At 67.2% G+C, this 24403-nt stretch carries 28 protein-coding genes and 1 tRNA gene; 10 read left to right on the top strand and 19 right to left on the bottom strand.

Annotated elements, in window-relative coordinates; all coding sequences use genetic code 11:
• Positions 1 to 2: 2 nt before the first annotated feature.
• Genes BLT71_RS03215 through arfA form a run of 3 tightly spaced genes read right to left on the bottom strand, consistent with a single transcriptional unit; the run spans position 3 to position 3189 of the window.
• Positions 3 to 1007 carry a LacI family DNA-binding transcriptional regulator gene (locus tag BLT71_RS03215; protein WP_091717525.1) on the bottom strand — a complete coding sequence of 335 codons (1005 nt, stop codon included), beginning with the start codon at positions 1005 to 1007 and terminating at the stop codon, positions 3 to 5.
• The gene (locus BLT71_RS03210; protein ID WP_091717523.1) at positions 1007 to 1594 is read right to left on the bottom strand and encodes an HhH-GPD-type base excision DNA repair protein; all 588 of its coding nucleotides are present in this window, start codon (positions 1592 to 1594) and stop codon (positions 1007 to 1009) included. The genes BLT71_RS03215 and BLT71_RS03210 overlap by 1 nt, the downstream gene beginning before the upstream one ends.
• 59 nt (positions 1595 to 1653) lie before the next feature.
• Positions 1654 to 3189, bottom strand: a complete 1536-nt coding sequence (gene arfA, locus BLT71_RS03205; protein WP_091717521.1) for an arabinosylfuranosidase ArfA — start codon at positions 3187 to 3189, stop codon at positions 1654 to 1656.
• Positions 3190 to 3676: 487 nt separating this feature from the next.
• On the opposite strand from arfA, the gene BLT71_RS03200 reads away from it, so the two are divergent.
• Positions 3677 to 4531 carry a GAF and ANTAR domain-containing protein gene (locus BLT71_RS03200; protein WP_231994429.1) on the top strand — a complete coding sequence of 285 codons (855 nt, stop codon included), beginning with the start codon at positions 3677 to 3679 and terminating at the stop codon, positions 4529 to 4531.
• A gap of 46 nt (positions 4532 to 4577) precedes the next feature.
• Here BLT71_RS03200 and BLT71_RS03195 read toward each other — a convergent pair whose 3' ends face one another.
• Both BLT71_RS03195 and BLT71_RS20995 read right to left on the bottom strand, forming a co-directional pair.
• On the bottom strand, positions 4578 to 5237 hold the full coding sequence (locus BLT71_RS03195; protein WP_091717517.1) for a dihydrofolate reductase family protein: 660 nt from the start codon (positions 5235 to 5237) through the stop codon (positions 4578 to 4580).
• Between the two features lie 136 nt (positions 5238 to 5373).
• Positions 5374 to 5649 carry a three-helix bundle dimerization domain-containing protein gene (locus BLT71_RS20995; protein ID WP_390896631.1) on the bottom strand — a complete coding sequence of 92 codons (276 nt, stop codon included), beginning with the start codon at positions 5647 to 5649 and terminating at the stop codon, positions 5374 to 5376.
• A gap of 97 nt (positions 5650 to 5746) precedes the next feature.
• On the opposite strand from BLT71_RS20995, the gene BLT71_RS03190 reads away from it, so the two are divergent.
• The gene (locus tag BLT71_RS03190; protein WP_091717515.1) at positions 5747 to 6133 is read left to right on the top strand and encodes a hypothetical protein; all 387 of its coding nucleotides are present in this window, start codon (positions 5747 to 5749) and stop codon (positions 6131 to 6133) included.
• A 109-nt stretch (positions 6134 to 6242) separates the two neighbouring features.
• Here BLT71_RS03190 and BLT71_RS03185 read toward each other — a convergent pair whose 3' ends face one another.
• From BLT71_RS03185 to BLT71_RS03155, 7 genes are all read right to left on the bottom strand, one after another.
• Positions 6243 to 6998 carry an anti-sigma factor gene (locus tag BLT71_RS03185; protein ID WP_091717513.1) on the bottom strand — a complete coding sequence of 252 codons (756 nt, stop codon included), beginning with the start codon at positions 6996 to 6998 and terminating at the stop codon, positions 6243 to 6245.
• Positions 6985 to 7602, bottom strand: coding sequence for an RNA polymerase sigma factor (locus BLT71_RS03180; RefSeq protein ID WP_172829898.1), 618 nt, complete (start codon positions 7600 to 7602; stop codon positions 6985 to 6987). Before BLT71_RS03180 ends, BLT71_RS03185 begins: the two co-directional genes overlap by 14 nt.
• 13 nt (positions 7603 to 7615) lie before the next feature.
• Positions 7616 to 8362 carry a class F sortase gene (locus BLT71_RS03175; protein ID WP_091717510.1) on the bottom strand — a complete coding sequence of 249 codons (747 nt, stop codon included), beginning with the start codon at positions 8360 to 8362 and terminating at the stop codon, positions 7616 to 7618.
• Positions 8363 to 8485: 123 nt separating this feature from the next.
• Entirely contained in the window at positions 8486 to 9316 is an 831-nt protein-coding gene (locus BLT71_RS03170) for a DUF4397 domain-containing protein (protein WP_091717507.1), read from the bottom strand.
• Positions 9317 to 9424: 108 nt separating this feature from the next.
• On the bottom strand, positions 9425 to 10444 hold the full coding sequence (locus BLT71_RS03165) for a LacI family DNA-binding transcriptional regulator (RefSeq protein WP_091717505.1): 1020 nt from the start codon (positions 10442 to 10444) through the stop codon (positions 9425 to 9427).
• Between the two features lie 136 nt (positions 10445 to 10580).
• Positions 10581 to 10781, bottom strand: a complete 201-nt coding sequence (locus tag BLT71_RS03160; protein ID WP_056082808.1) for a helix-turn-helix transcriptional regulator — start codon at positions 10779 to 10781, stop codon at positions 10581 to 10583.
• A gap of 1 nt (position 10782) precedes the next feature.
• The gene (locus BLT71_RS03155; protein ID WP_091717503.1) at positions 10783 to 11250 is read right to left on the bottom strand and encodes a hypothetical protein; all 468 of its coding nucleotides are present in this window, start codon (positions 11248 to 11250) and stop codon (positions 10783 to 10785) included.
• A gap of 128 nt (positions 11251 to 11378) precedes the next feature.
• Here BLT71_RS03155 and BLT71_RS03150 point away from each other — a divergent pair, with 128 nt between their 5' ends.
• Entirely contained in the window at positions 11379 to 12545 is a 1167-nt protein-coding gene (locus BLT71_RS03150; RefSeq protein ID WP_091717501.1) for a GDSL-type esterase/lipase family protein, read from the top strand.
• Between the two features lie 113 nt (positions 12546 to 12658).
• Here BLT71_RS03150 and BLT71_RS03145 read toward each other — a convergent pair.
• Positions 12659 to 12731 (bottom strand) — tRNA-Lys (locus tag BLT71_RS03145).
• A gap of 216 nt (positions 12732 to 12947) precedes the next feature.
• Here BLT71_RS03145 and BLT71_RS03140 point away from each other — a divergent pair.
• From BLT71_RS03140 to BLT71_RS03125, 4 genes are all read left to right on the top strand, one after another.
• Positions 12948 to 13607, top strand: coding sequence for a hypothetical protein (locus BLT71_RS03140; protein WP_056082820.1), 660 nt, complete (start codon positions 12948 to 12950; stop codon positions 13605 to 13607).
• 349 nt (positions 13608 to 13956) lie between these two features.
• Positions 13957 to 14520, top strand: a complete 564-nt coding sequence (locus BLT71_RS03135) for a DUF47 domain-containing protein (protein ID WP_045731943.1) — start codon at positions 13957 to 13959, stop codon at positions 14518 to 14520.
• Position 14521: 1 nt separating this feature from the next.
• A complete protein-coding gene (locus BLT71_RS03130; RefSeq protein ID WP_091717499.1) occupies positions 14522 to 15532 on the top strand; it encodes an inorganic phosphate transporter in 1011 nt (336 codons plus the stop codon).
• A 243-nt stretch (positions 15533 to 15775) separates the two neighbouring features.
• Positions 15776 to 16105 (top strand): hypothetical protein, encoded by a 330-nt coding sequence (locus BLT71_RS03125; protein ID WP_231994428.1) that lies wholly within the window; start codon positions 15776 to 15778, stop codon positions 16103 to 16105.
• 52 nt (positions 16106 to 16157) lie between these two features.
• Here the strand turns inward: BLT71_RS03125 and pstB are convergent, their stop codons facing one another.
• The 4 genes from pstB to pstS form a co-directional block, all read right to left on the bottom strand.
• Positions 16158 to 16937 (bottom strand): phosphate ABC transporter ATP-binding protein PstB, encoded by a 780-nt coding sequence (gene pstB, locus BLT71_RS03120; protein WP_015935591.1) that lies wholly within the window; start codon positions 16935 to 16937, stop codon positions 16158 to 16160.
• Between the two features lie 71 nt (positions 16938 to 17008).
• Positions 17009 to 18121: a phosphate ABC transporter permease PstA gene (pstA, locus tag BLT71_RS03115; protein WP_091717494.1), complete on the bottom strand. Its 1113-nt coding sequence runs from the start codon at positions 18119 to 18121 to the stop codon at positions 17009 to 17011.
• On the bottom strand, positions 18122 to 19054 hold the full coding sequence (pstC, locus tag BLT71_RS03110; RefSeq protein WP_056082832.1) for a phosphate ABC transporter permease subunit PstC: 933 nt from the start codon (positions 19052 to 19054) through the stop codon (positions 18122 to 18124).
• Between the two features lie 106 nt (positions 19055 to 19160).
• Complete coding sequence (pstS, locus tag BLT71_RS03105; protein ID WP_091717492.1) at positions 19161 to 20282, bottom strand: phosphate ABC transporter substrate-binding protein PstS; 1122 nt, start codon at positions 20280 to 20282, stop codon at positions 19161 to 19163.
• Positions 20283 to 20535: 253 nt separating this feature from the next.
• Here pstS and BLT71_RS03100 point away from each other — a divergent pair, with 253 nt between their 5' ends.
• Positions 20536 to 21663, top strand: a complete 1128-nt coding sequence (locus tag BLT71_RS03100; RefSeq protein ID WP_091717490.1) for an FUSC family protein — start codon at positions 20536 to 20538, stop codon at positions 21661 to 21663.
• A 65-nt stretch (positions 21664 to 21728) separates the two neighbouring features.
• Positions 21729 to 23102: a DNA repair protein RadA gene (gene radA, locus BLT71_RS03095; protein ID WP_091717488.1), complete on the top strand. Its 1374-nt coding sequence runs from the start codon at positions 21729 to 21731 to the stop codon at positions 23100 to 23102.
• Positions 23103 to 23129: 27 nt separating this feature from the next.
• Here the strand turns inward: radA and BLT71_RS03090 are convergent, their stop codons facing one another.
• Entirely contained in the window at positions 23130 to 23399 is a 270-nt protein-coding gene (locus BLT71_RS03090) for a hypothetical protein (RefSeq protein ID WP_091717487.1), read from the bottom strand.
• A 110-nt stretch (positions 23400 to 23509) separates the two neighbouring features.
• Here BLT71_RS03090 and BLT71_RS03085 point away from each other — a divergent pair, with 110 nt between their 5' ends.
• The gene (locus tag BLT71_RS03085; RefSeq protein ID WP_091717485.1) at positions 23510 to 23998 is read left to right on the top strand and encodes an NUDIX domain-containing protein; all 489 of its coding nucleotides are present in this window, start codon (positions 23510 to 23512) and stop codon (positions 23996 to 23998) included.
• An 89-nt stretch (positions 23999 to 24087) separates the two neighbouring features.
• Here the strand turns inward: BLT71_RS03085 and BLT71_RS03080 are convergent, their stop codons facing one another.
• Complete coding sequence (locus tag BLT71_RS03080) at positions 24088 to 24387, bottom strand: hypothetical protein (protein WP_091717483.1); 300 nt, start codon at positions 24385 to 24387, stop codon at positions 24088 to 24090.
• Positions 24388 to 24403 lie beyond the last annotated feature (16 nt).

Below are 24403 nucleotides of genomic sequence, written 5' to 3'. Positions count from 1 at the left end.
GACTAGGGCGCAGATTCCCTGATATTCAGCTGGAATTCGGCCTCAACGTGCACTCCGGCGTCGGCGGTTTCGCGGCCGGCGATCCGGTCCAGCAACAGCGCCATGGACCGTTCGGCGATCTCGTCCATCCCGGGCGAGACAGTGGTCAGGGACGGTGAGGCGAAGCGGGCTTCATCCACGTCGTCGAAGCCGGCCACGGCCACGTCCTGGGGCACCCGAACACCGCGGATCAGGAGTTCGTGCATTGCTCCGAGCGCGAGGACGTCGTTCAGGCCGAAGACGGCGTCGAACTCCACGCCCGCTTCCAGCAGGCCTGCAACGGCGGCAGCACCGGCGTCGCGGCGCCACTCACCCGGGGCGATCAGCGCCGGGTCGAAGGGGATCCCTGCCTTCTTCAAGGCGGCGCGGTAGCCGTTGAGGCGCAGCCCGGCGGTGCCGGTGGACTCCTCGGCTGTGGCGCCAATGACGGCAATACGACGGCGGCCTCCCGCCAGCAGGTGCGAGGTGAGCGCGGCGGCAGCCTCCTCGTTCTTCATGGTGACCAGGTCGAACCGCGGGTCCACAATATGTTCGCCCAGCATCACCAGGGGCTTGGACCCGGCCCGCTCGGCAATGGCGTCGGCGCCGATGGACAGCGGTGTGAAAAGCAGCCCGTCCGTGAGTTGCCTGAATGGGCCCTGGAGGGCGTTCAGCTCGGCACCGCTGTCTGCGGCCGACTGCTCCACCAGAACGCGGTAGCCGTGTTTGGTTGCGGCGTCCATCAGCCTGGAGGCGAGCTCGGCGTAGTAGGGCGCCGAAAGGTCCGAGAGGACGAGGCCCAGCATGGAGGTCTTGCCGGACCGCAGGCTGCGGGCGGTGAGGTTGGCTTCGTAGCCCAGTTCCGCGATGGCATCTTCCACCCGCTGCTTGGTGGCGGGGCGGATGAACTCATAGTTGTTCAGGACGTTGGAGACGGTCTTGAGTGAAACACCCGCGGCCTTCGCAACGTCGTTCATGGTTACTGCCATTAACGTTCTTTTCCTGCCTTCGCCGCGGCCTTGGCCGCCTGCTTGCTGGCCCGTACCTTGACCAGGGATTCCGGGTCCACGATGTCAGCCACGGACAGGTAGGAGCCGTCTTCACCGTAGTGGCCTGCAGCTTCCCGCCAGCCCGGCGCCTGGAGTCCGCGCTGTTTGCCCAGCAGTGCAAGGAAGATTTTGGCTTTCTGGTCACCGAACCCGGGCAGGGCCTTGAGCCGCTTCAGCACCTCGGCGCCGCTGGGCTCGCCCTGGGTCCAGATGGCGGTGGCGTCGCCGTTCCATTCGTTCTGCACGGCTTCAGCGAGCGACTGGACCCTTGCGGCCATGGAACCGGGGAACCGGTGCACGGCGGGCCGTTCCTTGAACATCTCCACGAAGGCCTGCGGATCATGGCCGGCAATGGCTTCGGGAGAGACGGACCCGATGCGGGTCCTGATCTTTTCCGGCCCCGCGAACGCCGATTCCATGGTCACCTGCTGGTCAAGCAGCATGCCGGTCAGCAGGGCGAAGGCGTCCTCACTCAACAACTTGTCCGCGGCGGGATCCCCCGTGATGTGCAGCTCCATGCCGTCCATCCTCCCACCTGCGGGCCGCCGTCGTCATAAGGACGCCTCCGCCGCCCCGTCCCGGGGTGTTAGGCGCCCACCGCCAGCCGGATCATGGACCAGGACACGGCCGGGAACTCCGCGGTGAGGCGGCCGCCGTCGGCCTTGACCGTGACGTTTTCCGAGGGCTCCACGGACGTTGAATCGTCCGCGCTGGCCTGCCAGTACGGGTCCTTGTTGGCGTAGGTCAGTGCCTCCAGCACGCGGACGTTGCCCAAGCCGGCGACGGCGGCATCCAGGGTGAGTGCGTCCGTTGCCGAGCGGTTGACGGCGAACACCACTGCCTCGCCCTTGTCGGCGTCGAAAGTTGCAACGGCGGACAGTGCGGCGACGCCTGCGGTGGTGCCCCCGCTGACCAGCGGGGATTCGACGGCGAGCTGCAGGACAGTGCCGGCGGCGTGCCGGGAGGTCAGGGCGAAGGGGTGGAAGGTGGTCTGCTTCCAGGCGCGGCCGCCGGGTTCGGTCATGATGGGGGCGATGACGTTGACCAGCTGGGCCAGGCTCGCGGAATGGACCCGGTCCGTGTTCTTCAGCAAGGTGACCAGCAGGTCGCCCACCACCACGGCGTCCGCCACCGTATAGGTGTCCTCCAGCAGCACGGGGGCTACCGGCCAGTCCTTGCCGGAGGGCGCCTTGGACTCGGCCCGGCTCATGTGCCAGACGTTCCATTCATCGAAGGAGATGTTCACCTGCTTGGTGGACTTCTTCACCGACTTCACATGGTCGATGTGGCTGACGATGTCCTTGATGAAGGCGTCCATCTTGTGCCCGGCGGCCAAGTGCTCTTGAAGGTCGCCGAAGTCCTCAAAGTACTGGTGGGCGGAGATCAGGTCCACCAGCTCATAGGTTTCGGACAGGACCACGCGCTCCCATTCGCCGAACGTGCCCATGGTGGGACCGGAACTGCCGCAGGCCACCAGCTCCAGGTCCGGATCGATCATCCGCATGCCGCGGGCCGTGTCCGCCGCCAGCCGCCCGTATTCAAGCGCGTTCTTGTGGCCGATCTGCCACGGGCCGTCCATCTCGTTGCCCAGGCACCACATCTTGATGCCGTAGCCGTCCGGTGCACCGTTGGCGCGGCGCTGGTCGGAAAGCTCAGTACCGCCATCGATGTTGCAGTACTCCAGCAGGTCCATCGCCTCCTGGATGCCGCGGGTGCCCAGGTTGACGGCCATCATGGGTTCCACGCCGGCCTTGGCGGACCACGCCGCGAATTCGTCCACGCCCACCAGGTTGGGGTCCGTGGAGTGCCAGGCCAGGTCGAGGCGGACAGGCCGCTGGTCCTTCGGCCCCACGCCGTCCTCCCACCGGTAGCCGGAAACGAAGTTGCCACCGGGGTACCTCACGGTGGAGACGCCGAGTTCCCGGGTCAGGCCCAGGACATCGCGACGGAAACCGTCCTCATCGGCATCGGGGTGGTTGGGCTCGAAGATGCCGGTGTAGACGCACCGGCCCAGGTGCTCCACGAAGGCGCCAAATGTGCGGCGGCGGACGGGACCAACGGTGAAAGCCGGGTCAAGGGTTACTTTGGCGGTTGCCGGTTCAGGGGTTGCCACGAAAAACATCCTCGTTCTCTTTGATTTACAACGTTATAGAAAACATTGTTGGCGGTGCAGTGATCCGAGTCAAGGGTGCGGCGCGGAACGGCCGCCGGAAAGAAACTTTTCCGCGGCCGGGCCGGAGCGGAACAGGCACCGGGCGTCCCACCTGCGGCTATGCGCAAAGCAAGTAGCGCTTTCGAGTATCCAAGTAATACCTAATCTGAAAGTCGAGTACCGTTACTCATTCTCCGGCCCCGGCTGGCCCATTAGGTTCGTCACAGGGGCAGGGCGAGTTTCTGTCCTGGCAGGACTTAGCTCACCAGGGGGTGTGAGAGTGGCAATGCACGCACGACAGGTGAGCCCAAACTTCCCGGGTCAACGGACCCGGGTACTGAGCGGGGCCGGCGACGAGGAGGCCTTTGAGACCAAGGCCTCTCCCCCAGCCGTCGCCGGCCCTCTTCTTCCTTCACGCCTCCACGGCCCGCGGTCTGCCGCCGGGCTGCCGACCGTTGTGCCGCATGGCACTACGCCGGCCGGTCCGGCCTCGAAAGCAGCACAGGCTGCCGGGAGTGACGGCAGCCAGGCGATGCTGCTTGACCTGGTCATCGGGGCAGACTCGCTGACCGATTCCCTGGACCGGCTGGCCGCCGCTGCGGTGCGGTCGGTGGCAGGCGCCCAGCAGGCGGGCCCGATTCAGTCGGCGGGCACGCGCATCGAATGCGCGGTGGTGCTGACCCAGCCGCGCCGGTCCCCCGCCATTACGGGGACATCACGGGACGCGGAGCGGATGATGGCGTGGGAGCAGCAGGCGGCTGAGGGCCCCACCAGCGAGGTGCTGGCCGGCGGCCATCCCGTTGCGGTTCTTCAACGGCACGGGGATTTCCGCTGGCCGCGTTACTGCAGCGAGCTGCAGGTTGCCGGTTTTGGCAGTGTCCTGGGCGTCCGGCTCCGGCTTGACGGTGCGGGCGATGCAGCGGGTTCGGGCCCCGCCGGTGAAGCCCCGGGCGGGGACGCGGAAACCCACGCTGCGCTGGCGTTCTTCGCACCGGATTCCAAGGCCTTTCCGCTGCAGGTTATCGCCGAGGCCCGGGCATTTGCCGGGCTGGCGTCACGGAGCCTGCGGATGGCCCTCGACCTGCATACGGCCCGTTCCATGGCGTCGGACCTGCGCTCGGCACTGGACAGCCGCACCTCCATCAACGTGGCGTGCGGCGTCATCATGGCCCAGAACCGGTGTTCCTACCACGAGGCGTTTTCCATCCTGGCCAAGGCCTCCAGCCACCGGAACATCAAGGTCCGCCGGATCGCGGAGGACATCCTCGAGCGGCTGCCCGAGGGTCCCCCGCAATCCCACTTCGGGCACTAGCCCGGACGCACACCCGTCGGCCCAGCGCTCAAACGCAGCGGGCCCGCTAAGCGTCGGCGCGGCGGGTGAAGACCATGTGCACCACTCCGGCCGGCGATGTGGTGGATTCGATGTCGAAGCGCTCATCAAGTCCTTCCAGCCCGTCCCACAGGCGCTCGCCGCGGCCAAGGATGATGGGCACCACGGCGATGTGCATGTGGTCGATCAGGCCTGCCTCGAGGAACTGCCGAACCGTGTCCGCGCCGCCGCCTATCCGGACGTCGAGGCCGGGGGCCAGTTCGCGGGCCTTTGCGAGCGCCGTTGCGGGGTCGGCGTCAATGAAGTGGAAGGTGGTTCCGCCCTCCATTTCGAGGACCGGCCGGGGGTGGTGAGTCAGGACAACGACGGGCGTGTGGAAGACGGGGTTGTCGCCCCACCATCCTTTCCACTCTTCGTCCTCCCAGGGTCCGCGCTGGGGGCCGAACTTGTTGCGCCCCATGATTTCGACGCCGATCCCGGGGCCCCATTGACTGGCGAAGGCCTCATCGACGCCAAAGGATGCCTGCCCCTCCCCGTGGAGTCCCATGGCGCGGAAGGTGCGGGTTCCGAAGGCCCATTCCATGAGCCGTGATCCGGCATGGCCGAACGGGGCATCGAGCTGCTGGCCCTCACCCGTGCCGAAGCCGTCGAGGGAGACCGAGAAGTTGTGCACGCGGACGAGGGACATGTCATCTCCTGGGGTGGGCTTGCCTGGTCACCTCACCCTAAGGGCATTGAACCCGGAAGCTCCAGAGCCTGCGGCTAGGAAGCAGCTGCGCTGGTCCGCGCAAGCCAGTCGTTCATTGCCCCAAGCCTGCAGCCGCTTACAGCAGACTGCCCCGCAGTCGCTTAACGGCTGCGTGCTCCACAAACAAAGGAACCATCGTCCGCACAGGGCCCGAATTGAACGCCGCGTATTCCTCGCACACTGCGTCTTCAACTTCAGTGCGGGAGCGCCCCGGAAATCTGCCCTCGAGGGCGTTGATCAAAGACACCAGAGCCCGCTGCTCGTCACTGCATTCCACCCTTAACCTCTTCGTCGAAGCTTCAGAATTTTCACTAGCCTGCCAAGCATCTAGTATAGCTAGCGAAAAGTCCATGCTTCGGCACAGCGAGTCGATGGGACCCAGCGTTCATCAGCAGCAATTCGGGGTACGGTCCACTGGTACTGCCAGCCGGATGGACTGAGGGAAATCTGTGAGCACCACCAGAGCCGAGGCCGGGCGCATGACCGCTGCGGCCCTGGCCTGGCTCCTTGGCCCGATCGCCGCGGGGCTCGGGTTGGTGGCGCATGTCCTGGGCGGCGGCGCCTCACCCTCGCTGCTGATTGTGGTGGCGCTGGCGGCGCTGCTGGGCATGGCGGCGGCGATCGGCAAGCCCGGGCGGCTTCCCGGCTGGGGCTTGCTCCTCACCGCCGGGATCGCCCAGCAGTTGCTGCACTTCGCCTTCGCTGCCTTTTCGATATCCACTCGATTCGACGCGCCCACGCATGGTTGCGGCCAGGCGCCCGCCCAGGAACCAGGTACGGCCAACCAAGGCCAGAACCAAGGACCCGTGCCGCACGATCTTCACCTGCTCCTGTAATTGCACATGGCGGCGGCGCTGCTGACGGTTGTCGCCACCCGGCAGCTGGACACAATCCATGCACGGCGAAGCCAACGGAATCCAGTAGATACGGACGCCGGCGTCCCAGTCAGGAAGTAAGCGTCCCCCGGACAATACTGACCGTTGAGTGGGCCGGATTGCCGTCCACCGGCTCGTCCGAGACATCCACAATCGGGTAGTCCGCCAGCTGCAGGCCGGCGGGCACCTCGAAGCTTCCGGAGTCCGAGTTCATAATGCCCAGGCTGACCAGCCGCGACAGATCCGGGGCGATCAGCCAGACTTCCTGGTAGCCCCGCGCCTCATCCTTGTCCAGCGTGACGTCCAGCCGGCGCGAACCGTCGGCCGCCTCCACCACCTTCGCCGATCCTGTGGCGGAGTACTGGGCCAGCGGTGTCAGCTGGGCCTGCGCCAGCTGGGTGGGCTGGGCGGGCCGGGTGGACACCCAGATGCCGCCCGCCGCCACCAGCACAACGGCCGCAGCGGCTGCGATCCACGTCCCGGTGCGCTGCCACCACGCCTTCCTCCGCGGGCTGAACGGAGCAACGTTCGGCGGCGCCGCCTCGCCAGGTGCCTCCGCAGGCTTGGTACCGGGACCACTCAGCGGGTCCGCCTGGACAGCCTCGGCAAGCCCAAGTTGCCGGTGGATTCCGGCCCACACGTGCGGTCCGGGAACGGACAGGCTTGTGGTGTCCGGCGTCGTCCTGACGGCGTCAACCGTGCGGCGCAGCGCGGCGTAATCGGCGGCGCATTCGGGGCAGACACTGAGGTGCTCCCGGCCGTCGGCGTCCTCCCAGTCCTCGTACATCGCAAGGAGGCTCAACTGTTCCGGATCAAGATGCGGCATGGTCTACCTCCAATCGGCTTCTCAAATGCGTCAGGCTGCGGCGGATGTGGCTCTTGACGGTACCAAGCGGCAGGTCCAGTTTCCGTGAGATCTGTTCGTGCGTCAGATCCTCGTAGAAGGCCAGCTTCATGATGGACCCCTGTGGTTCGCCCAGCCTGTCCAGTTCGCCGTCCAACATCAGCCGGTCCGCGAGGACCTCCGCCGCCTCCGTTCCGGCGCCCACTTCTCCGGCGGCCAGTCCGGCCCCGGCCGCCGCGTGGGCCTTGCGCACTTCGCGTGCGGTGGCCGAGTGCGCGTCGGTGATGACGTTCCGGGTGATGCCCACAATCCAGGCGGGCAACCGGGCCACCTCCGGCTTGAAGGTGTTCCGCGAGCGCCACACCCGGATAAAGACCTCCTGGGTGACGTCGTCGGCCGCGGACCGGTCCGACAGGGAACGGAGGGCCAGGGTGTGCACCAGCGGGGCGAATTCGCGGTAGGCCGCCGCCAGAGCCCTCTCATCACCGGCGAGGAAGGACGCGGTCAGCCCGTCGTCCCAGCCGTGGGAGGCTTGCGCAGGAGAGGTCACTCGCGGCTCCTTCCCGGCATCGGTGACAAGAACCATGGCTGGTCACCGCTTACCCGGGGACCGCGGTGACTATCACATTGTCGCTGTAGTCCATCCGCTCGTCCAGCCACCTCCCGCCGCAGGTGACCACCTTGAGCTCGTGCGGCCCGGTGCGGCGGAAGAGCGAGCCGCCGTCGAACCTGTCCTTGGCCATCAGTTCCACCTTCACCACGCGGTAGGTGAGGTCCGGGGAGCCGTCACGGCCCACGCGGATGGCGGTCCCCTCGGGCAGTGATTTCAAGGCGGAGAACGGTGCCCCGTCCGAGGCCGTGTCGATGTGGCCGGCGATCACGGCGGCCCCTTCGGCCGCTCCCGGGGCTGGCCCGAACCGGTACCAGGCGGCGCGGTCGAAAGCGTCCGGTAATTCCATGGCACCTTCGCCGGACACTCCCCCGGGAACCACCGGCATATCGATGGCCGTGCCGGCGATGGAGATCGACGTCGGCGCAGGGTCTCCCGGAACAGCACCCAGGGTAGCCGGATGGACAGGAATGGTGGGCGCGGCACCCGGTTGGCCGGCGGGAGCGGCCGGGCCGGGGGCAGCGGCGCCCGGGGCGGCCGGAGCGGCAGTGGGAACCGCACTGGGAGGGTCGGCTGCCGCGGAAGCTGCTGCGCTGGCGGGCGCAACGGAAGGTGCCGGGGGCGGCCCGGCGGGCGCACACGCGGTCAGCACCAGAATGGACGCGGCGGCGGCGATCCGCGCCCCAACAGATGGACGACGGCGGGACTCCCGTGCCGTCGTCGTACGTCCGTTCATCGCCGTGGCCTTTCTCGGTCCGCGCCCCGCGCCCGAACGGGGACCAGTGGTTTTCGGTAGGGTGGCCGCCCGGCGCAGGTGGGCAGGGTACGCCGGGCGGCCGGTCTATCGGATCGCCGGAAGCTACTGCCGGACGCGGCGTGCGGCCACTGCGCGGGCCGCGCCGAAGCCGCTAAGCAGCAGGGCGAGGGTGGCTGCACCGAAGCCCAGGACCAGGCCTGCCGGAGCCGTTGCGTCCGCGGATCCGTCGCGGGCGCCGGGGACAGAACCGGGCGCGGAGTGCAGTCCCGGGATGGTCTGGACGGCAAGCTGCAGGTTCTTGTCCGCCAGGCTGCCCCACGCGTACACGATGGTGTGCGTGCCCTCGGCGATGGTGACGTCCGCCGGGCCGATCACCGGGGCGGTGGTGCCGGTGGCGGCAACGGCGGCGGAAACCGTTCCGGGATCCAGGGTGAGGGTCTGCTCGTTGGGGTTGGACAGGTTGGTGACCACGGCGCCGCCGCCGGCCAGGACGTCGACGGCGGGTGCCGCGGCGGTGTGCCGGACGGTCAGCTTTCCCTTGCCCGCGGCGATTTGGGACACGTCATTGGTGAAGAGGTTGGCTGTGGGTTTGCCCGCGGCGTCAAGGTTGGCCACGGCGGTGTAGTTGCCGTTGGCCGCGAGGTTCACGGTAACGGGGCCGATGACGGCCGCGGATGCATCAGCAGCGTCCGCTGCAGTGATCGCAATCTGGTAGGCGCCTGCGGGCAATGCCAGCGGGCCTGCCAGGCTGCCCGGGGTGAAGTCGTCCAGGGTGCGGTCGCCATTGACCCATACGTCTACCGTCAGCCCGGGAACGCCGTGCAGCACCGACAGCTGGGCGTCGCCTTCGGCCGCGTTGGCGGGACCGGCAAGGGCCATAGCGGCGGCAATGGCTGCGGCACCGATACCTGCTGTGAAGATCCTCTTTCGCATGTCCTTCTCCTTGGGTCGGCCCGTCCGGCGGGCGCTTTACGCTTACACCCCTACTACTGGTGCGGGCGCGGAGTTGGATGCAGAATCATGGAACTTTTTGTGGGCCGCCTACCCGGCCGCGGGCGGGGCGGTGCTGGACCGTGGCACAAGTTCCGGCGTGACCACCGTGGAGCTGATCCCGGCGCCGGCCTCGATTTCCTTCAGCATGATGTCCAGGCAGCGGCGGCCCAGTTCCTCGAAGTCCTGCCGGACGGTGGTCAGCGGCGGGCTGAAGTACCCCGATTCCGGCTGGTCGTCGAACCCGACTACGGAGACGTCGTCGGGCACGCGGACACCGGCCTCGGCGAAGGCCCTCAGGACTCCCAGCGCCATCTGGTCGTTGCCCACGAACAGGGCGGTGGCGCTGCGCCGCGCCGCCAGCCTGCGGCCAATGGCGTAGCCGCTGCCGGCACTCCAATCCCCTTCCACCAGCAGATCGTCCGCCAGCCCCGCGTCGTGGAGGGCTTCCCGCCACCCCTCGGCGCGCTCAGCGGCGTCGGTCCAACCGGCGGGACCGGAGACATGGCCGATCCGCCGGTGCCCCTGGGCAATGAGATGTTCGACGGCGAGCCGCGCCCCTGCGCGCTGGTCCACCATGGCGCCACTCACCTCGCTGTTGCCCAGCGATCCCACAGCCATCACGGGCACCGGGATGTTCAGCGCATCGAGCGCCTGGAGGGTTTCGGCGTGCGGCACCAGCACCGCAATGCCGTCCACCGCCTGGTCCAGGAAATGGCTGACGGCATCGGCGATGGCAGCTCCGCTGACCTCGCGGAGTGCGGCGATGCTGACGAAGTAGCCGGCGTCGCGGGCAGCCTGCTCCACACCGAGGAGGGTATTGGCCGGCCCGTACTGGGACAGCTCGCTGCCAAGGACCCCGATGGTCTGGGACCGCCTGGTGACCAGGCTTCGGGCAGCCGTGTTTCGCCGGTACCCCAGCTCCGCAATGGCGGCCTCCACCTTTTCCCGGGTGGCCTTGCTGACATTCGGGTGGTTGTTGATGACACGGGAGACGGTCTGGTGGGAAACGCCGGCCACATCGGCCACATCCTCCAGGCGAGGCATCCTGCCCTTGCTGCTTTTAGCCATCTGCCTATTGTCCCGCTGGAACGGGTGGCCCGCCCCCGGCGCGTCCTAAGCTACTTTGCCGGACCGTGCCGTGAAGGCTCTGGGGAGCGAACAAGCTTATGAGGAAGGTCCGGCTGGCGTGGTGAACGGGGCCTGGCTAGGGATTCCCGTCCGGAAGGAACAGTTCTTCAAGGGTGGTCTCAAAGATCCGGGCGAGCCGGAAGGCAAGGGGCAGCGACGGGTCAAACCGTCCGCGTTCAATGGAGATGATGGTTTGGCGGGAGACCCCCAGCTGGTCCGCAAGCCGTTGCTGTGACCACCCGAGCCGTGACCGGCACTCGTTGACGCGGTTTTCCATCTCAGCCCCGGAGGCGCAGCAGCAGGTAACGGACGCCGAAGGAGGCGAAGCAGACAGCCAGGATTGCCGGCAGGACCAGTTTCAGGTCTGCCGCAAGATCGGCAGGAACGAACGCGGCCACGGCGGCCAGGACTCCCAGGACTAGGACGAGGTCCGTGAACGATCCTGAGGCGGCCTTGTCATACCATTTGCCTTCCACCGATTCCTCGGGGCGGTCAACTGCACCTTCGACAGTGCTTCTGTCGACCACCAGGACGTACATCAGCGCCATCGCCGGCATTGCCAGGCAGGCGGTGAAAACCGCGAAGCCAAGCAGGGGGTTTGACCCGGCGAGGCCGGTTCCCACGGCCAGCCAACCGCCGGCGGCACCCAGGAGTAATCCGCCGGGAATGGCAAAAAGGACCGCAGGAATCCGGCCATCCCCGAATTTTGCCTGCCCCCATCTGGTGCGTGTCTGCTGCCTTGCCATGGTGTCCCCCTTGATATGTACAACAAACTTTACATGTCTAGTGTGCTTTACATTGTGGATTTCTTCAAGGGGCGTCATCCGCCGGACGGCGCACGCGAATCAGCGGGGCCGCGTGATGGAATGGCAATATGACCCTGGACAACGGCGCGCCCGGTATGTTGCTGACCGCGATCAAAGGCGCCCTGGACGTTTCCCTCAACAACGGGGGCATGTCGGTCAAACGCCTCCCGGCCTGGACGCAGGCCCAGTTCGGCGGCGACGCGCCGCTGGCCAAAGCCAACGCCACACCCTCCGGGGTGCGGCTGGAATTCCTGACGGACGCGGCCTGGCTGGAACTGGACCTCACGTTCACACGGGAATCCGCTGCCTGGCGCTGGCGTCCGCTCCAGGCAGCCGTGATCAGCATGACCACATCGGATGGCCACGCCGAGAGCCGGGAATTCCACGAGGGGGACGTCCTGGAAACCTTTCCGGACGGGTCCAGCACCCTGACTCCTGCCGCCCCGTCCACGGCACGTTTCGAGATTCCGGGGCCACGGCAGGAGCGCACTGTCACAGTGTGGTTGCCGCACCGGGGAAGCGCCAGGATCCACGGCGTCCGTTCCGACAGGCCGCTACAGCCAGCACCGAGCACTGGTCCCCGCTGGGTCCACTACGGAAGCTCCATCAGCCAGTCCTCGCACGCCGAGGCACCCCTCGGGGTGTGGCCCGTCGTTGCCGCCCGCAACCTTGGCCTGGACCTTTACAACCTGGGACTTGCAGGCTCCGCCCACCTCGACCAGTTCGTTGCGCGGACCATCCGCGACCAGCCCGCCGATCTCATCACGCTGAAGGTGGGCATCAACATCATCAACAGCGCCAGCCTCCGCCGGCGCACTTTCGCACCGGCCGTTCACGGGTTCCTGGACACTGTACGGGACGGCCACCCTGAGACCCCGCTGGTGCTGATATCGCCCATCTTCTGCCCCGAGCATGAGGACGCCCCCGGCCCCTCGCGGCTGGTGGACGGAAAGTTCCTGGCCACCGACCTTGCCCGTAAGCCCGGCGACGGGCTGCTGACCCTCCGCGACGCCAGGAGCATCCTCGCGGACGCCGTCAGCGAGCGCGGCACGTCCGATTCGAACCTGCATCACCTGGACGGCCTGCGGCTTTTCGGGTCCGCCGACGCACATCTCCTCCCGGACCTCCTGCACCCGAATGACGAGGGTTACCGGCTGATCGGCGAACGGTTCACGGATATTGCCGCTGGCAGCCCGTGGCTTGCCCCGGCAGCGCAGGCTCCCGTCAGAAGCTAGTCCGCGGGACCGCGCCGTGAAGGTTCTGGCCAGCGAACAAGCCCAGGACCGGCGCCACAACGGGCAAACAAAAAACGGGCCGGAAGCTCTACGCTTCCGGCCCGCTGAATGGGTGGGCCCTGAGGGGCTCGAACCCTCGACCCACGGATTAAAAGTCCGATGCTCTACCAACTGAGCTAAAGGCCCCAGCCGGCTGGTCAACGCTGCAGTCTGCCACGTTCGCCATCCCGGCCCATCCATTTCTGGACGTTAATACTCTAACCCATGGTTCCGGCGCCTCCGCACGCAGTCCGCATGCCGGCGTCGGGCGTTCCACGGCTGATCCGGCACCCGCTTTCCTGCCCGGTCCTGTGCCCGCTTGGCATGCTCGATTCAGGCACTGCACAGGAGTAGCGTGGGGGCATGAGCGAGCAAGCAGGATCCAAGCCATACGGCGGCGCGAACCGGCACCACAAGCCCAAGCCGTTCGCCCCCATCGACTTCGAGCCCTTTGCCGGCGGCGCCGATCCCGCCCGGGTATCCGAGGCCGCGCACCTCGCTGCGCAGGCGCTGGTCCGGCATGGCCGCGACAGCGACGACCCCGTCATCACCGAGCGCCTGGTGCGGCTCGCGGACGAACAGGGCCTGGAAGCCATTGCGGAGATGTGGGCCGAAAGCCCCGCCCGCTCCCTGCCCGGCGCACTGTGGCGGCTCTACGCCCTGCGTGCCGCCACCGTCCAGGACCCCGAGCGCATCTCCGTCTATTTCCGGGCAGGCAAGGACACCGCGCAGGTGTCCAACGTGGTTGCCGGCGTGGCAGAACCGCCGGGTGCGGATGAGATGCGGACCATGGCGGACGCCGTCCTTTCCGGCGCGTTCGACGGCGAGTTCGACGTCGCGCTGGAACGTTCCGCTGCTTTCTGCCGCGTGGTGGCGCTCGGCCAGGTAACGCTCGCCGACGGCGCCGAGCACGCCAACGAGGCCCATGCCAGCCGGCTGACCCGCAACTCGCACCAGCTGGTGAAGACCGCCGAAGACCTGGAGCACGCCGCCAACGCGTGGCGCCTCGGTGAGCTCGACTGAATCCCCCTGCCCAAGCACCGCCAACTGTCAAGATTGACTTGGGCGAAGCATCGTAGAAGACTGAAATCGGTGCCGAACCGCGAAACCCCCGGGCTTCAACACTCAGCCGCCTAGAGCGGCCTACCGCCGAGAGGCGTATCCGGTTCGGCACCATTTTTCTGCCCTTTTGACCGTCCGCCCATTTCAGGCCCGCAGTGACGGGCCGGTAGAGTTAGCGTCAGTTGCGCGCCCGGGTCAAGTCACACGGCGGCAATCCCCCGCCTTGAACTTTTCCCGGAAACCGGTAAGCCACGTGAAGCAGTTGCGTCTATTTCCCCAGGAGCCCGCCGGGCTGAAACTCCTCTCCCAGATGGCGCAGCAGATTGTCCTGGCCAGCGGCACCCTGGCGGAAATCCTGGGAGTCTCGGCCGCGGACCACGCCAAGCTCGTGGAGGACATGCACAACCACGATGCAAAATCCTCCGAGCTGCACTATGCCCTGCTGACCCACATGCGGACCAGCTTCGTGAACCCGCTCCCCCGCGAGGACATGTACACCCTGTCCCGCTACCTCAACGAAGCCATGGAAAAGATGGACGCCGCGGCCGAACTGGTTGCGCTGTACAAGCTGGAGCGGCTCCCCAAGCGCGCCGCGGACCAGCTGGAGATCATCAGCAGGCAGGCTGAACTGACCGTGGATGCCATGCGCCGGCTGAACAACCTGGACGACCTCGAGGACTACTGGATCGAGATCCTCCGCCTTACCAAACGGGCCGAGCGCACGCACCGGGTGTGGGTGGCGGACATGATCTCGGACATGAAGTGGGCCCAATACTCCCGCAACCGGGACGTGGCCAACCAACTGGTGGAGGTCACGAAGGACATGCGGCGCATCGCCACGCAGGTGGGCAGCATCATCGTCAAGGAATCGTGAGGTGACGGCAGTCTTTTTCGGCGCGGTGGTGCTCCTCACCGCCGCGTTTGCCTTCCTTAACGGCTTCCGGGACGTTTCCCTTTCCACGGCCCTGCCCGTCCGCAACCGGGCACTCACGCCCAGCGTGGCGGTCCTGCTGGCCGCCTTCTTCAACTTTGTGGGCGCGCTCCTGAGCGCCACCCTGGCCGTTGCCGTCAGCCAGACCTGGATCAGCCTGCCGTCCGGCACCGACGGCCTGACCATCCTGGTTTCCGGCCTTCTCAGCGCCTGTGCCTGGGGCCTGCTGATGTGGTGGCGGGGCATCCCCGTCCCCTCCACGCACACCCTGGTGGGCGGCCTTGCGGGGGCCGGCCTGGCCAGCCTCGCCGTCGGCGGGACCGGGGTGGGCGGCGCAGACCAGTCGCTGCTCCTGCAGGTGGTCCTGCCACTGCTGCTCTCCCCCCTGGTGGCGTACAGCGGCGCGTTCCTGCTGGTTTATCCGGCCACGTGGGCGGCCCGCCATACGCAGCCGAGCGTGGTGAACCAGCGCTTCCGCCGCAGCCAGGCCATCGCCGCCGGTGCTGTGGCGTTCGGCCACGGCCTGCAGGACGGCCAGCGCGTCAGCGCAGTGCTGCTGCTCGCCCTGCTCGCGGCAGGATATTCCGACGGCGGGAGCATCCCCGTGTGGGTTGTCCTGCTGTCCGCGGTGATGATGACTGCCGGGACCCTGCTTGGTGGATGGCGGATATCCCACACCATCGGCTACAAGCTCACCCGGGTGGATCCGCTGCGCGGTTCGGTGGCCCAGATCTACAGCGCCCTCATGCTGTTCGTGGGGGCGCTGGCACTGCACTGGCCCCTGTCCACCACCCACACCGTCACCGCGGCGGTCCTGGGAGCCGGCGAGAACCAGCATTTCTCCGTCACCAACCGGAAGCTGGTGATCCGCATCGTGGGGCTCTGGATCCTCACCCCGCTGGCGACGGCGGCACTCGCCTTCGTGCTGGCGCTGGCCCTGTCCGCGGCAGCCTGAGCGCCCGGTTTTCCTGTACAGTCCTCGCGCCGGTGACGTACATTCGAAAGATGTCCCCCAGGGCTGGGTGCCGGGGATGCGTCCGGCGCCGCGTGCAACCGCCGGATTGGCGCCGCTGCTGCAAACCGGCGGCATGAATGCACATCGCGGAAAAGAGCAGGCATCATGTCTACTTCGAATCCCCGGCGCCCGCTGCCCCAGCCACGGCAGCTAGGCTGCGCAACCTGCGGCACGGAAAACCACGTGACCATCCACGCGATCACGGCCCTGGATCCCGGTGGTGGGGACCTGGTGACGGTGTCCTACACCTGCGATGACTGCAGGCAGTTCCAGGAGCATCTGGCCTACGCCACGGACGTGGCCGCCGCCCTCCACCAGGTGCGCTCCATGACGCAGGTGATCATGTTCGGCGATGACTACGTCCACTGCGGCTACCCCATGGAGGAAGCCGGGTTCGAAATCGAGCGGCTGGGCTACCGGAACCGCAGTGCGGGAGGAGGGCACAACGCCGTCTGCCTTCCCACCAGGGTCCTGCGGTGCCGGTGTGGATTCCAGCTGGAAGTCCCGGAGTAAGCCAGCCTCGGGACGCAGTGCCTGCGCTCCCCTTTATCCGGAGCTGCCGGTTTTACCCGAAGCGGCCGGAGACGTAATCCTCGGTGGCCTTCTCCACGGGGTTGCTGAAGATGGTGTGGGTGTCGCCAAACTCGATCAGCTTGCCGGGCTTGCCGGTACCGGCGATGTTGAAGAACGCGGTCTTGTCAGAGACGCGCGCGGCCTGCTGCATGTTGTGGGTCACGATCACCACCGTGTACTGGTCCTTGAGCTCATTGATGAGGTCCTCAATTGCCAGCGTGGAGATGGGGTCCAGGGCGGAGCAGGGCTCGTCCATCAGGATCACCTGCGGCTCCACGGCGATGGCACGGGCGATGCAGAGGCGCTGCTGCTGGCCGCCGGAGAGGCCGGAGCCGGGCTTGTCCAGGCGGTCCTTGACCTCGTTCCACAGGTTGGCGCCCTTCAGCGAGCGTTCCACCAGGACGTCGGCCTCACCTTTGGAGATCTTCTTGTTGTTCAGCTTCACGCCGGCCAGCACGTTGTCCCGGATGGACATGGTGGGGAACGGGTTGGGACGCTGGAACACCATGCCGATCTGTGAACGGACCGTCACGGGGTCCACTCCGTTGCCGTACAGGTTGTCTCCGTCGAGGAGGACCTCGCCCTCCACGCGGGCGCCGGGGATGACCTCGTGCATGCGGTTCAGGGTCCGCAGGAACGTGGACTTGCCGCAACCGGACGGGCCGATGAACGCGGTGACGGACTTGGCCTCGATGTTGATGCTGACGTCCTCCACGGCGAGGAAGTCGCCGTAGTAAACGTTCAGGTCCTTGACGTCGATGCGCTTAGACATGGTGTTCCTTCACTGACTGGGGATGAATTAAGTCTGGCATCCGGCCCGAGGGGCCGGAAGGGGCTGCGGGCTCAGCGGCCCGTCTTGGGGGCGAAGATCCTGGCGATCAGCCGTGCGGCGAGGTTGAGGATCATCACCAGGATGATCAGTACCAGCGCCGCACCCCAGGCCCGCTCGGACGACGGGTCCGGGTTGGCGGGCGAGGTGGGGTTGAGGATCTGGGTGTAGATAAAGGTGGGAAGAGAGGCCATCCAGCCGCCAAAGACGTTGCCGTTGATGCTGGTGGCAAACCCTGCGGTGACCAGGATGGGAGCTGTCTCGCCGATCACCCGGGCGATGGCCAGGGTGACGCCGGACGCAATGCCGGAGATCGCCGTCGGGATGACCACCTTGAGGATGGTCCGCCATTTCCGCACGCCCAGGGCGTAAGCGGCCTCGCGAAGTTCGTTGGGGACGATCTTCAGCATTTCCTCGCTGGAGCGGACCACCACGGGAATCATGAGGACGGACAGCGCGACGGCGGCCACCGCGCCGGTCTTGGTTCCCGGGCCAACCACGGCGAAGAAGAAGGCCGCTGCGAAGAGGCCGGCCACGATGGACGGGATGCCGGTCATGACGTCCACGAAGAAGGTGATGGCCCGGGCCAGGCGGCCGTCGTTGCCGTACTCCACCAGGTAGATGGCGGTCAGCAGGCCCACGGGCACGGAAATGACGGTGGCCAGGAGGGTGATCTGCACGGTGCCCAGGAGCGCGTGGTAGATGCCACCGAGGACGGGGGCGCCCTCTTCAACGGCCTTGTTGTCGTAGACGCCGGTGACGCCGTTCATGGAGCTGCTCAGGAAGCCGGGGTTCAGGAGCCCGGGCACGCCGTTGACCAGCACGGTCCAGATCACGGAGACGAGCGGGAGCAGCGCCACGAGGAAGGAACCCACCACCAGGCAGGTGGCCAGCCGGTCCTTGGCCTTGCGGGACCCTTCCACGGCGGCGCTCCAGGACACGAGCCCGACGGCGAACAGCAGCGCCGAGACGAGGCCCCACCCGAAGGCGTTGAAGCCAATGAGCGCCAGGATGGCGGCGCCCACGACCAGGGCGGCGGCCAGGACGATGTAAGGGGCGTACTTGGGCAGCTGGCCCTTGGTCAGTGCTGAGCGCTTGCTGCGCACCGGGGTAAGCGTGGAGGTCATTTAGTTGGCTCCCGAGAATTCTTTGTGCCGGGTGATGATCCAGCGCGCAATCATGTTGACGGCCAGGGTGATGACGAACAGGACCAGGCCTGCGGCAATCAGCGTGCTCACCTTCAGGCCGCTGGCCTCCGGGAAGTTCAGGGCGATCTCAGCGGCGATGGTCTGGTTGCCGGACTGGATCAGGCTGGCGGTCAGCGCGCCGGAGGACAGCACCAGGGCCACGGCCATGGTTTCACCGAGCGCACGCCCAAGGCCGAGCATGACGGCGCTGATGATGCCGGGCCGGGCGAAGGGCAGGACGGACATCTTGATCATTTCCCAGCGGGTGGCGCCGAGGGCCAGCGCGGCTTCCTCGTGCAGTTTGGGGGTCTGCAGGAAGATCTCGCGGGACAGCGAGGTGATGATGGGCAGCACCATCACGGACAGGACGATGCCCGCCGTCAGGATGGTCTTGCCGGTGGCCGAGGCGGGTCCCTGGAAGATGGGCAGCCAGCCCATGTTGTCCGCCAGCCAGTTGTAGGCCGGGGAGATCTCCCGGGCCAGGAATGTTGCGCCCCAGGCACCGTAAACCACCGACGGGATGGCGGCCAGCAGGTCAACCACGTATCCCAGGCCGGCGGCCAGGCCGCGGGGGGCGAAGTGCGAGATGAACAGTGCAACGCCGATGGCGATGGGCGTGGCGATCACCAGGGCGATGACGGCGGCGATCAGCGTGCCGATCACGATGGGCCAGATGTAGGCGAAGAAGCCTGCCCCGCCCTGGATTTCGGCGGCGGGTGCAGTGAGCGCCGGGATGGCCTGGACCACCAGGAAGAGCGCGACGCCGAACAGGACGGCAAGGATGAGGCAGCCGGCGGCGAGCGCGGCGCCCGAGAAGATTTTGTCCCCGGTGCGGCCGGCGCCCTGGGTGCTGGTCAGGGAGGTGGCGGTCATTCGACGGCCCTTCGATCGTTAACTGGCACGAAAAAGATTGCTGCGTCCAAACCGAAGTTCCCCGCCTGCCTCTCGGCAGGCGGGGAACCCGGTTTTGGTGCGGCTGCTAGGACTTGACCTTGATGGAGTCAATGGCCTTCTGGGCCTTCTCCGCGAGGGAGGAGGACAGCGGGGCGGACTTCGCGGAGTCGGCGGCGGCCTGCTGGCCTGCGTCGGAGACTACGTAGTTCTCGAAGGCCTTGACCAGGTCAACGGTCTCCTGCTTGTCGTAGGCGCTGCAGACCACGTGGTAGGAAACCAGCACCACCGGGTAGGCGCCGGCAGCGGTGGTCTTGCGGTCCAGCTTGATGGACACGTCATTGGCGGAGCGGCCGTCAACGGGCTTGCCGGCTTCAACAGCCTTGGCGGCGGCGTCGGCGGAGATCTTGACGAACTCCTCGCCCACCTTGATGGAGGCGGTGCCGAGCTTGCCACCCACGGCGGAGTCGTCAGCGTAGGTCACGGCGCCGGGGGTGTCGGTGACGGTCTTGACCACACCGGAGGTGCCCTTGGCGTTCTCGCCCTGGAGGCTGGCGGGCCAGACTCCGGAGGACTTGTCCGTCCAGACCTCGGGGGCAGCGGAGGCCAGGTAGTCGGTGAAGTTGGTGGTGGTGCCGGAATCGTCAGAGCGGTTCACCGGGGTGACCTTCAGGTCCGGCAGGCTGACGCCCTCGTTCAGGGCGGCGATGGCGGGATCGTTCCATTTGGTGATCTGGCCGCGGAAGATCTTGGCAACCGTGGTGGCGTCCAGCTTCAGCTCGGTGACGTTGGGGATGTTGAACGCAACGGCGATGGGCGAGATGTAGACCGGGATGTTGATGGCGCCGTCCGGGCCGCAGACGGTCTGGGAGCTTGCGAGCTCCTCATCCTTGAGGTACGCGTCGGAGCCGGCGAACTGTGCCGAGCCGTCGATGATGGCCTTGCGGCCTGCGCCGGAGCCGTCCGGGGAGTACTGCACAGTGGCGCCCTGGTTGGCGGAGGCGAAGCCTGCCTTCCACGCGTCCATGGCTGCGCCGGTGGAGGAGGCGCCGATGCCGGTGAGGGTGCCCGTGACCTTGGGGCCGGAGGAAGTCTGGTTGCCGGCAGGCGTGGTGCCCGTGGCGTTGTCTGAACCGCAGGCGGTAAGCGCGAGTGCGCCGGCTGCGATAACAGCGATAGCCGCGTGGCGGCCGAAGCGGAGTGCCTTCACTAGGTGTACCCCTTCCAGGGATATTCAGTGCGGGCAGGGACGGAGAACCCTGCTGCGCGATGCGTACGTTCTGTACCTTCAACGAAGTTATGGGCCGCAGGTAACGGGATGGGCTGCCCAAAGTGAACGGGACCTTAACGACGGCGGGACTTTGGTTAACACTTGCCGGGTCACCATTGCGCAGATCACATTCGCCGCCGTAGTGCAGCTGCGCGCGCCGGAACCAGCCCGGGCAGCAAATAGACTTGACGCCATGGCCCCCGCAGCAGGACTTTCAGCAAGCAGGCACTTCCTGCACGGCCGCTTCCGCACCGGGCTGATCCGGAGCCGCAATTCCCTGGTTCCGGCCATCCAGATGACGGTCTGCGCCGTGGGCGCCTACGCGTTCGCCGAGTACGTGCTGGGGCACTCCGGGCCGCTGTTCGCCGCCACATCGTCACTGATTGCACTGGGGTTCTCGCGGGAGCCGCGGCTGCGCCGGGTCCTGGAGGTGGGGCTGGGCTGCACCATCGGCATCGCGGTGGGCGACCTGCTCCTGCACTGGCTGGGCAGCGGAATCTGGCAGGCCGCCGTCGTGCTCCTTTTCTCCATCCTGCTGGCCCGCTTCCTGGACAGCGGCAATATCTTCACCACCCAACTGGCCCTGCAGTCGCTGCTGGTGGTGCTGCTGCCGGCGCCGTCCGGCGGGCCGTTCACCCGCAGTATTGACGCCGTGGTGGGCGGATTGTGCGCCCTGCTGGTGACCATCCTGATGCCGAAGGATCCCCGACGGGAGCCCCGGAAGGACGTCCAGAACCTGCTCCACGAACTGGCAGAGGTGCTGCGCGAGTGCGCGGAGGCATTGGCGCACAGCGACTCCACCAAGGCATGGCACGCCCTGGTCCGCGGCCGGAACTGCCAGCCGCTGGTGGACGGGATGCGGCACTCGCTGCGGGCCTCCAATGAGGTTGCCCGCCTGGCGCCCGCCTACCGCAGGCACCGGGACGAGCTGGACCGGCTCAAGGAATCCCTGGACTTCATCGACCTGGCATTGCGCAACAGCCGGGTGTTCGCGCGGCGGCTCACCAGCGCCATCAACCATGCGGCGCTCTCCGACGAAGCCACCGAAAACATCGCCGAAGTGCTGCAGGAGACCGCTGCCGCGATCGAGGAGCTGTCGCTGGGCCTCGCGGAATCGCATGACGGCGTCCGGCGCGCCCACCTGCGCACGGCCCGGAACGACCTCAGCGAGATCGCCCTCCGGCTGCACCCGAAGCTGCTCGAGGTGCAGCGGCTGGAGGGCGAAACAGTGGTGATGCTGTTCCGGCCGCTGATGGTGGATCTGCTCGAAGCCACGGGCATGGACGCCCAGGAGGCCCGGGACGTGCTGCCGACGCTGTAGCCGCCGGGCCGCAGGCGGGCGGGGCTGGAAGCCCGATGTCGGTGCCCGCCAGTAGGGTTGGAGGCATGGCAACAAAGACTTCCCGGGCTTCCAAGGCGCCCGCGTACAAATGCGCCGAGTGCGGCTGGACCACCGTCAAGTGGGTGGGGCGCTGCGGCGAGTGCCAGGCGTGGGGCACCGTTGAGGAAACGGGCACCGCTGTTGCACGTACGACGGCGGCCACCACCGTTGTGGAGCCGGCCCGGCGGATTGCCGAGGTGGACGCCACCACGGCGGCTTTCCTGCCCACGGGCGTGGCCGAGCTGGACCGGGTGCTGGGCGGCGGCCTGGTCCCGGGCGCTGTGATCCTGCTGGCCGGCGAACCCGGCGTGGGGAAATCCACCCTGCTGCTGGACGTGGCCGCGAAGTTCGCCCGGACGGCCCAGGATGTCCTGTACGTGACCGGCGAGGAATCCGCTGCACAGGTGAAGCTGCGCGCGGAACGGATCGACGCCGTCGCCGAATCCCTCTACTTGTCTGCGGAAACGGACCTTGGCCAGGCGCTGGGCCAGGTGGAAAAGATTGAACCGCGGCTCCTGATCGTGGACTCTGTGCAGACCCTCAGCAGCGCCGATGTGGACGGCAGCGCCGGTGGCGTCTCCCAGGTCCGCGAGGTGGCCGCCTCCATCATCGCCGCGGCCAAGCGCCGCAACATGACCACCCTTCTGGTGGGCCACGTGACCAAGGACGGGTCCATCGCCGGGCCCCGCCTGCTGGAGCACCTGGTGGATGTCGTCTGCCAGTTCGAGGGTGAGCGGCACTCCCGGCTGCGGCTGCTCCGGGCCGTCAAGAACCGTTACGGGCCCACGGATGACGTCGGCTGTTTCGACCTGAACGAGAACGGTATTGAGGGGCTCACCGATCCCAGCGGGCTGTTCGTCAGCCGCACCAAGGAGCCGGTGTCCGGCACCTGCATCACCGTGACCATGGAAGGGCGCCGTCCGCTGCTTGCCGAGGTGCAGTCGCTGCTGGCCGAAAGCCCCAACTCCCAGCCGCGCCGCGCCACCAGCGGCCTGGACAGCTCACGGGTGTCCATGCTCCTGGCCGTGCTGCAGCAACGTGCCGGAACCCAGCTGCACAAGGATGATTCCTACGTGGCAACGGTGGGCGGCGTGAAGCTCAGCGAGCCGGCCACTGACCTGGCCGTTGCCCTGGCCGTGGCCTCGGCGAAGGCCCGCAAGCCTCTGCCGGTCCGGCTCATCGCCTTCGGCGAGGTGGGCCTGGCCGGTGAGGTCCGGCCGGTTCCCGGCATCAACCAGCGGATCCAGGAAGCCCACCGGCTGGGATTCACCCATGCGGTGGTCCCGGCCAGCCACACAGGGCCAGGCCCGGTTCCGGCCGGTTTCTCCGTTCGCGAAGTGGAGCACCTGACCGAGGCGCTGAGCCTGCTGATCGGCTGAACCCCCGCCGGGCTTACTGGGCATGGGTCAGGGGTGTTGCGGAAGCTGGTCCGGATCGTCCCGGTGGGCGCTGAACAGCCATGTGGAGACGTCACTGCGCAGCACCAGCAGGGGGCCGCCCGTGGAGCTGACGTTTCCCGTGGGCACGTAGTAGCCCCTGCCGGAACCGGGCCCGCCTGCCGCGCGGTCCAGGGCGTCCTGGAGGTGGCGGGGCAGGTGGCCCTGCGGGCCAAGACGGTGAAGCTCATCAAGTTCTTCCAGCGTCAGCCGTCCCATAACCTCAGCAATGTTGGCCATGATGGTCCCTTCGAGCAGAGTGCCTGAAGGAATAACCTAAAGCAGTGCCGTGAACTGCGGGTTAACACCGGGCGGCAGTTTTCCACTTTTGATTCGACCTTGGAGGGCAGATGCCGGTTCGAAGCGCAGGACTCCTGCTGTACCGGCGGGGCGCTGACGGTCCCGGCTCAAATCCGGACGTTCACGTGTGGATCGCCCACATGGGCGGACCGTTCTGGGCCCGGAAGGACACCCATGCCTGGTCCATTCCCAAGGGTGAGTACGGTGACGCCGAGGACCCGCTCGCAGCGGCCCTGCGGGAATTCGCCGAGGAGATGGGCGTCCCCGCTCCCGCCGCCGAGTACCGGCTGCTGGGTGAGTTCCGGCAATCGAGCGGCAAGATCATTACCGTGTTCACGGCGGAACAGGATTTCCGGCCCGAAAGTATTGTCAGCAACACGTTTCCGCTCGAATGGCCCAAGGGGTCCGGACGTATCCAGCACTTTCCCGAGATCGACGACGCCCGCTGGTTTCCGGTACCCGCCGCACGGGACAAACTCGTCAAAGGCCAGATTCCTGTCCTGGACGCCCTGCTGAAGGAGCTCGGCGAGGCCGGATGATGGCAGGATGCGAAAAGCCGGTGGTCCATGAGGAACCACCGGCTTGTCGAGCAGAACAGCTTCGTTCCCCAACCTGTGGGGCGCCTCACCTAGGCGGCAGAATGCTCCTGCGGCGGCGCGGTCTTTGCCCGGCCAATCATCGCAACGCTCACGTCGTCGCCAGAGCAGACCATGGTCCGTCCGCCGCCGTCGCGCCGGATCATCCAGAACACACTGCGGTCCGCTGCGATCATGTCGATCGTCCCGGACACGGCGGTTCCCCGGGCCGCCAGCACCTCGACGTCGTCGCCGCGGCCCAGCCTGGACCAGTCGGGGACCTGGGCCGGGGCGGCGACGCGGACCGGCCCGCGCCTGGCGGCAATCCTGCGAAGGGGGCTGCGCTGATACATTCCGGTTCCCGTTCCT

Origin of the sequence: Pseudarthrobacter equi (assembly GCF_900105535.1) — a bacterium.
Lineage (GTDB): Bacteria > Actinomycetota > Actinomycetes > Actinomycetales > Micrococcaceae > Arthrobacter > Arthrobacter equi.
This window is presented reverse-complemented; position numbering and strand designations above follow the sequence as displayed.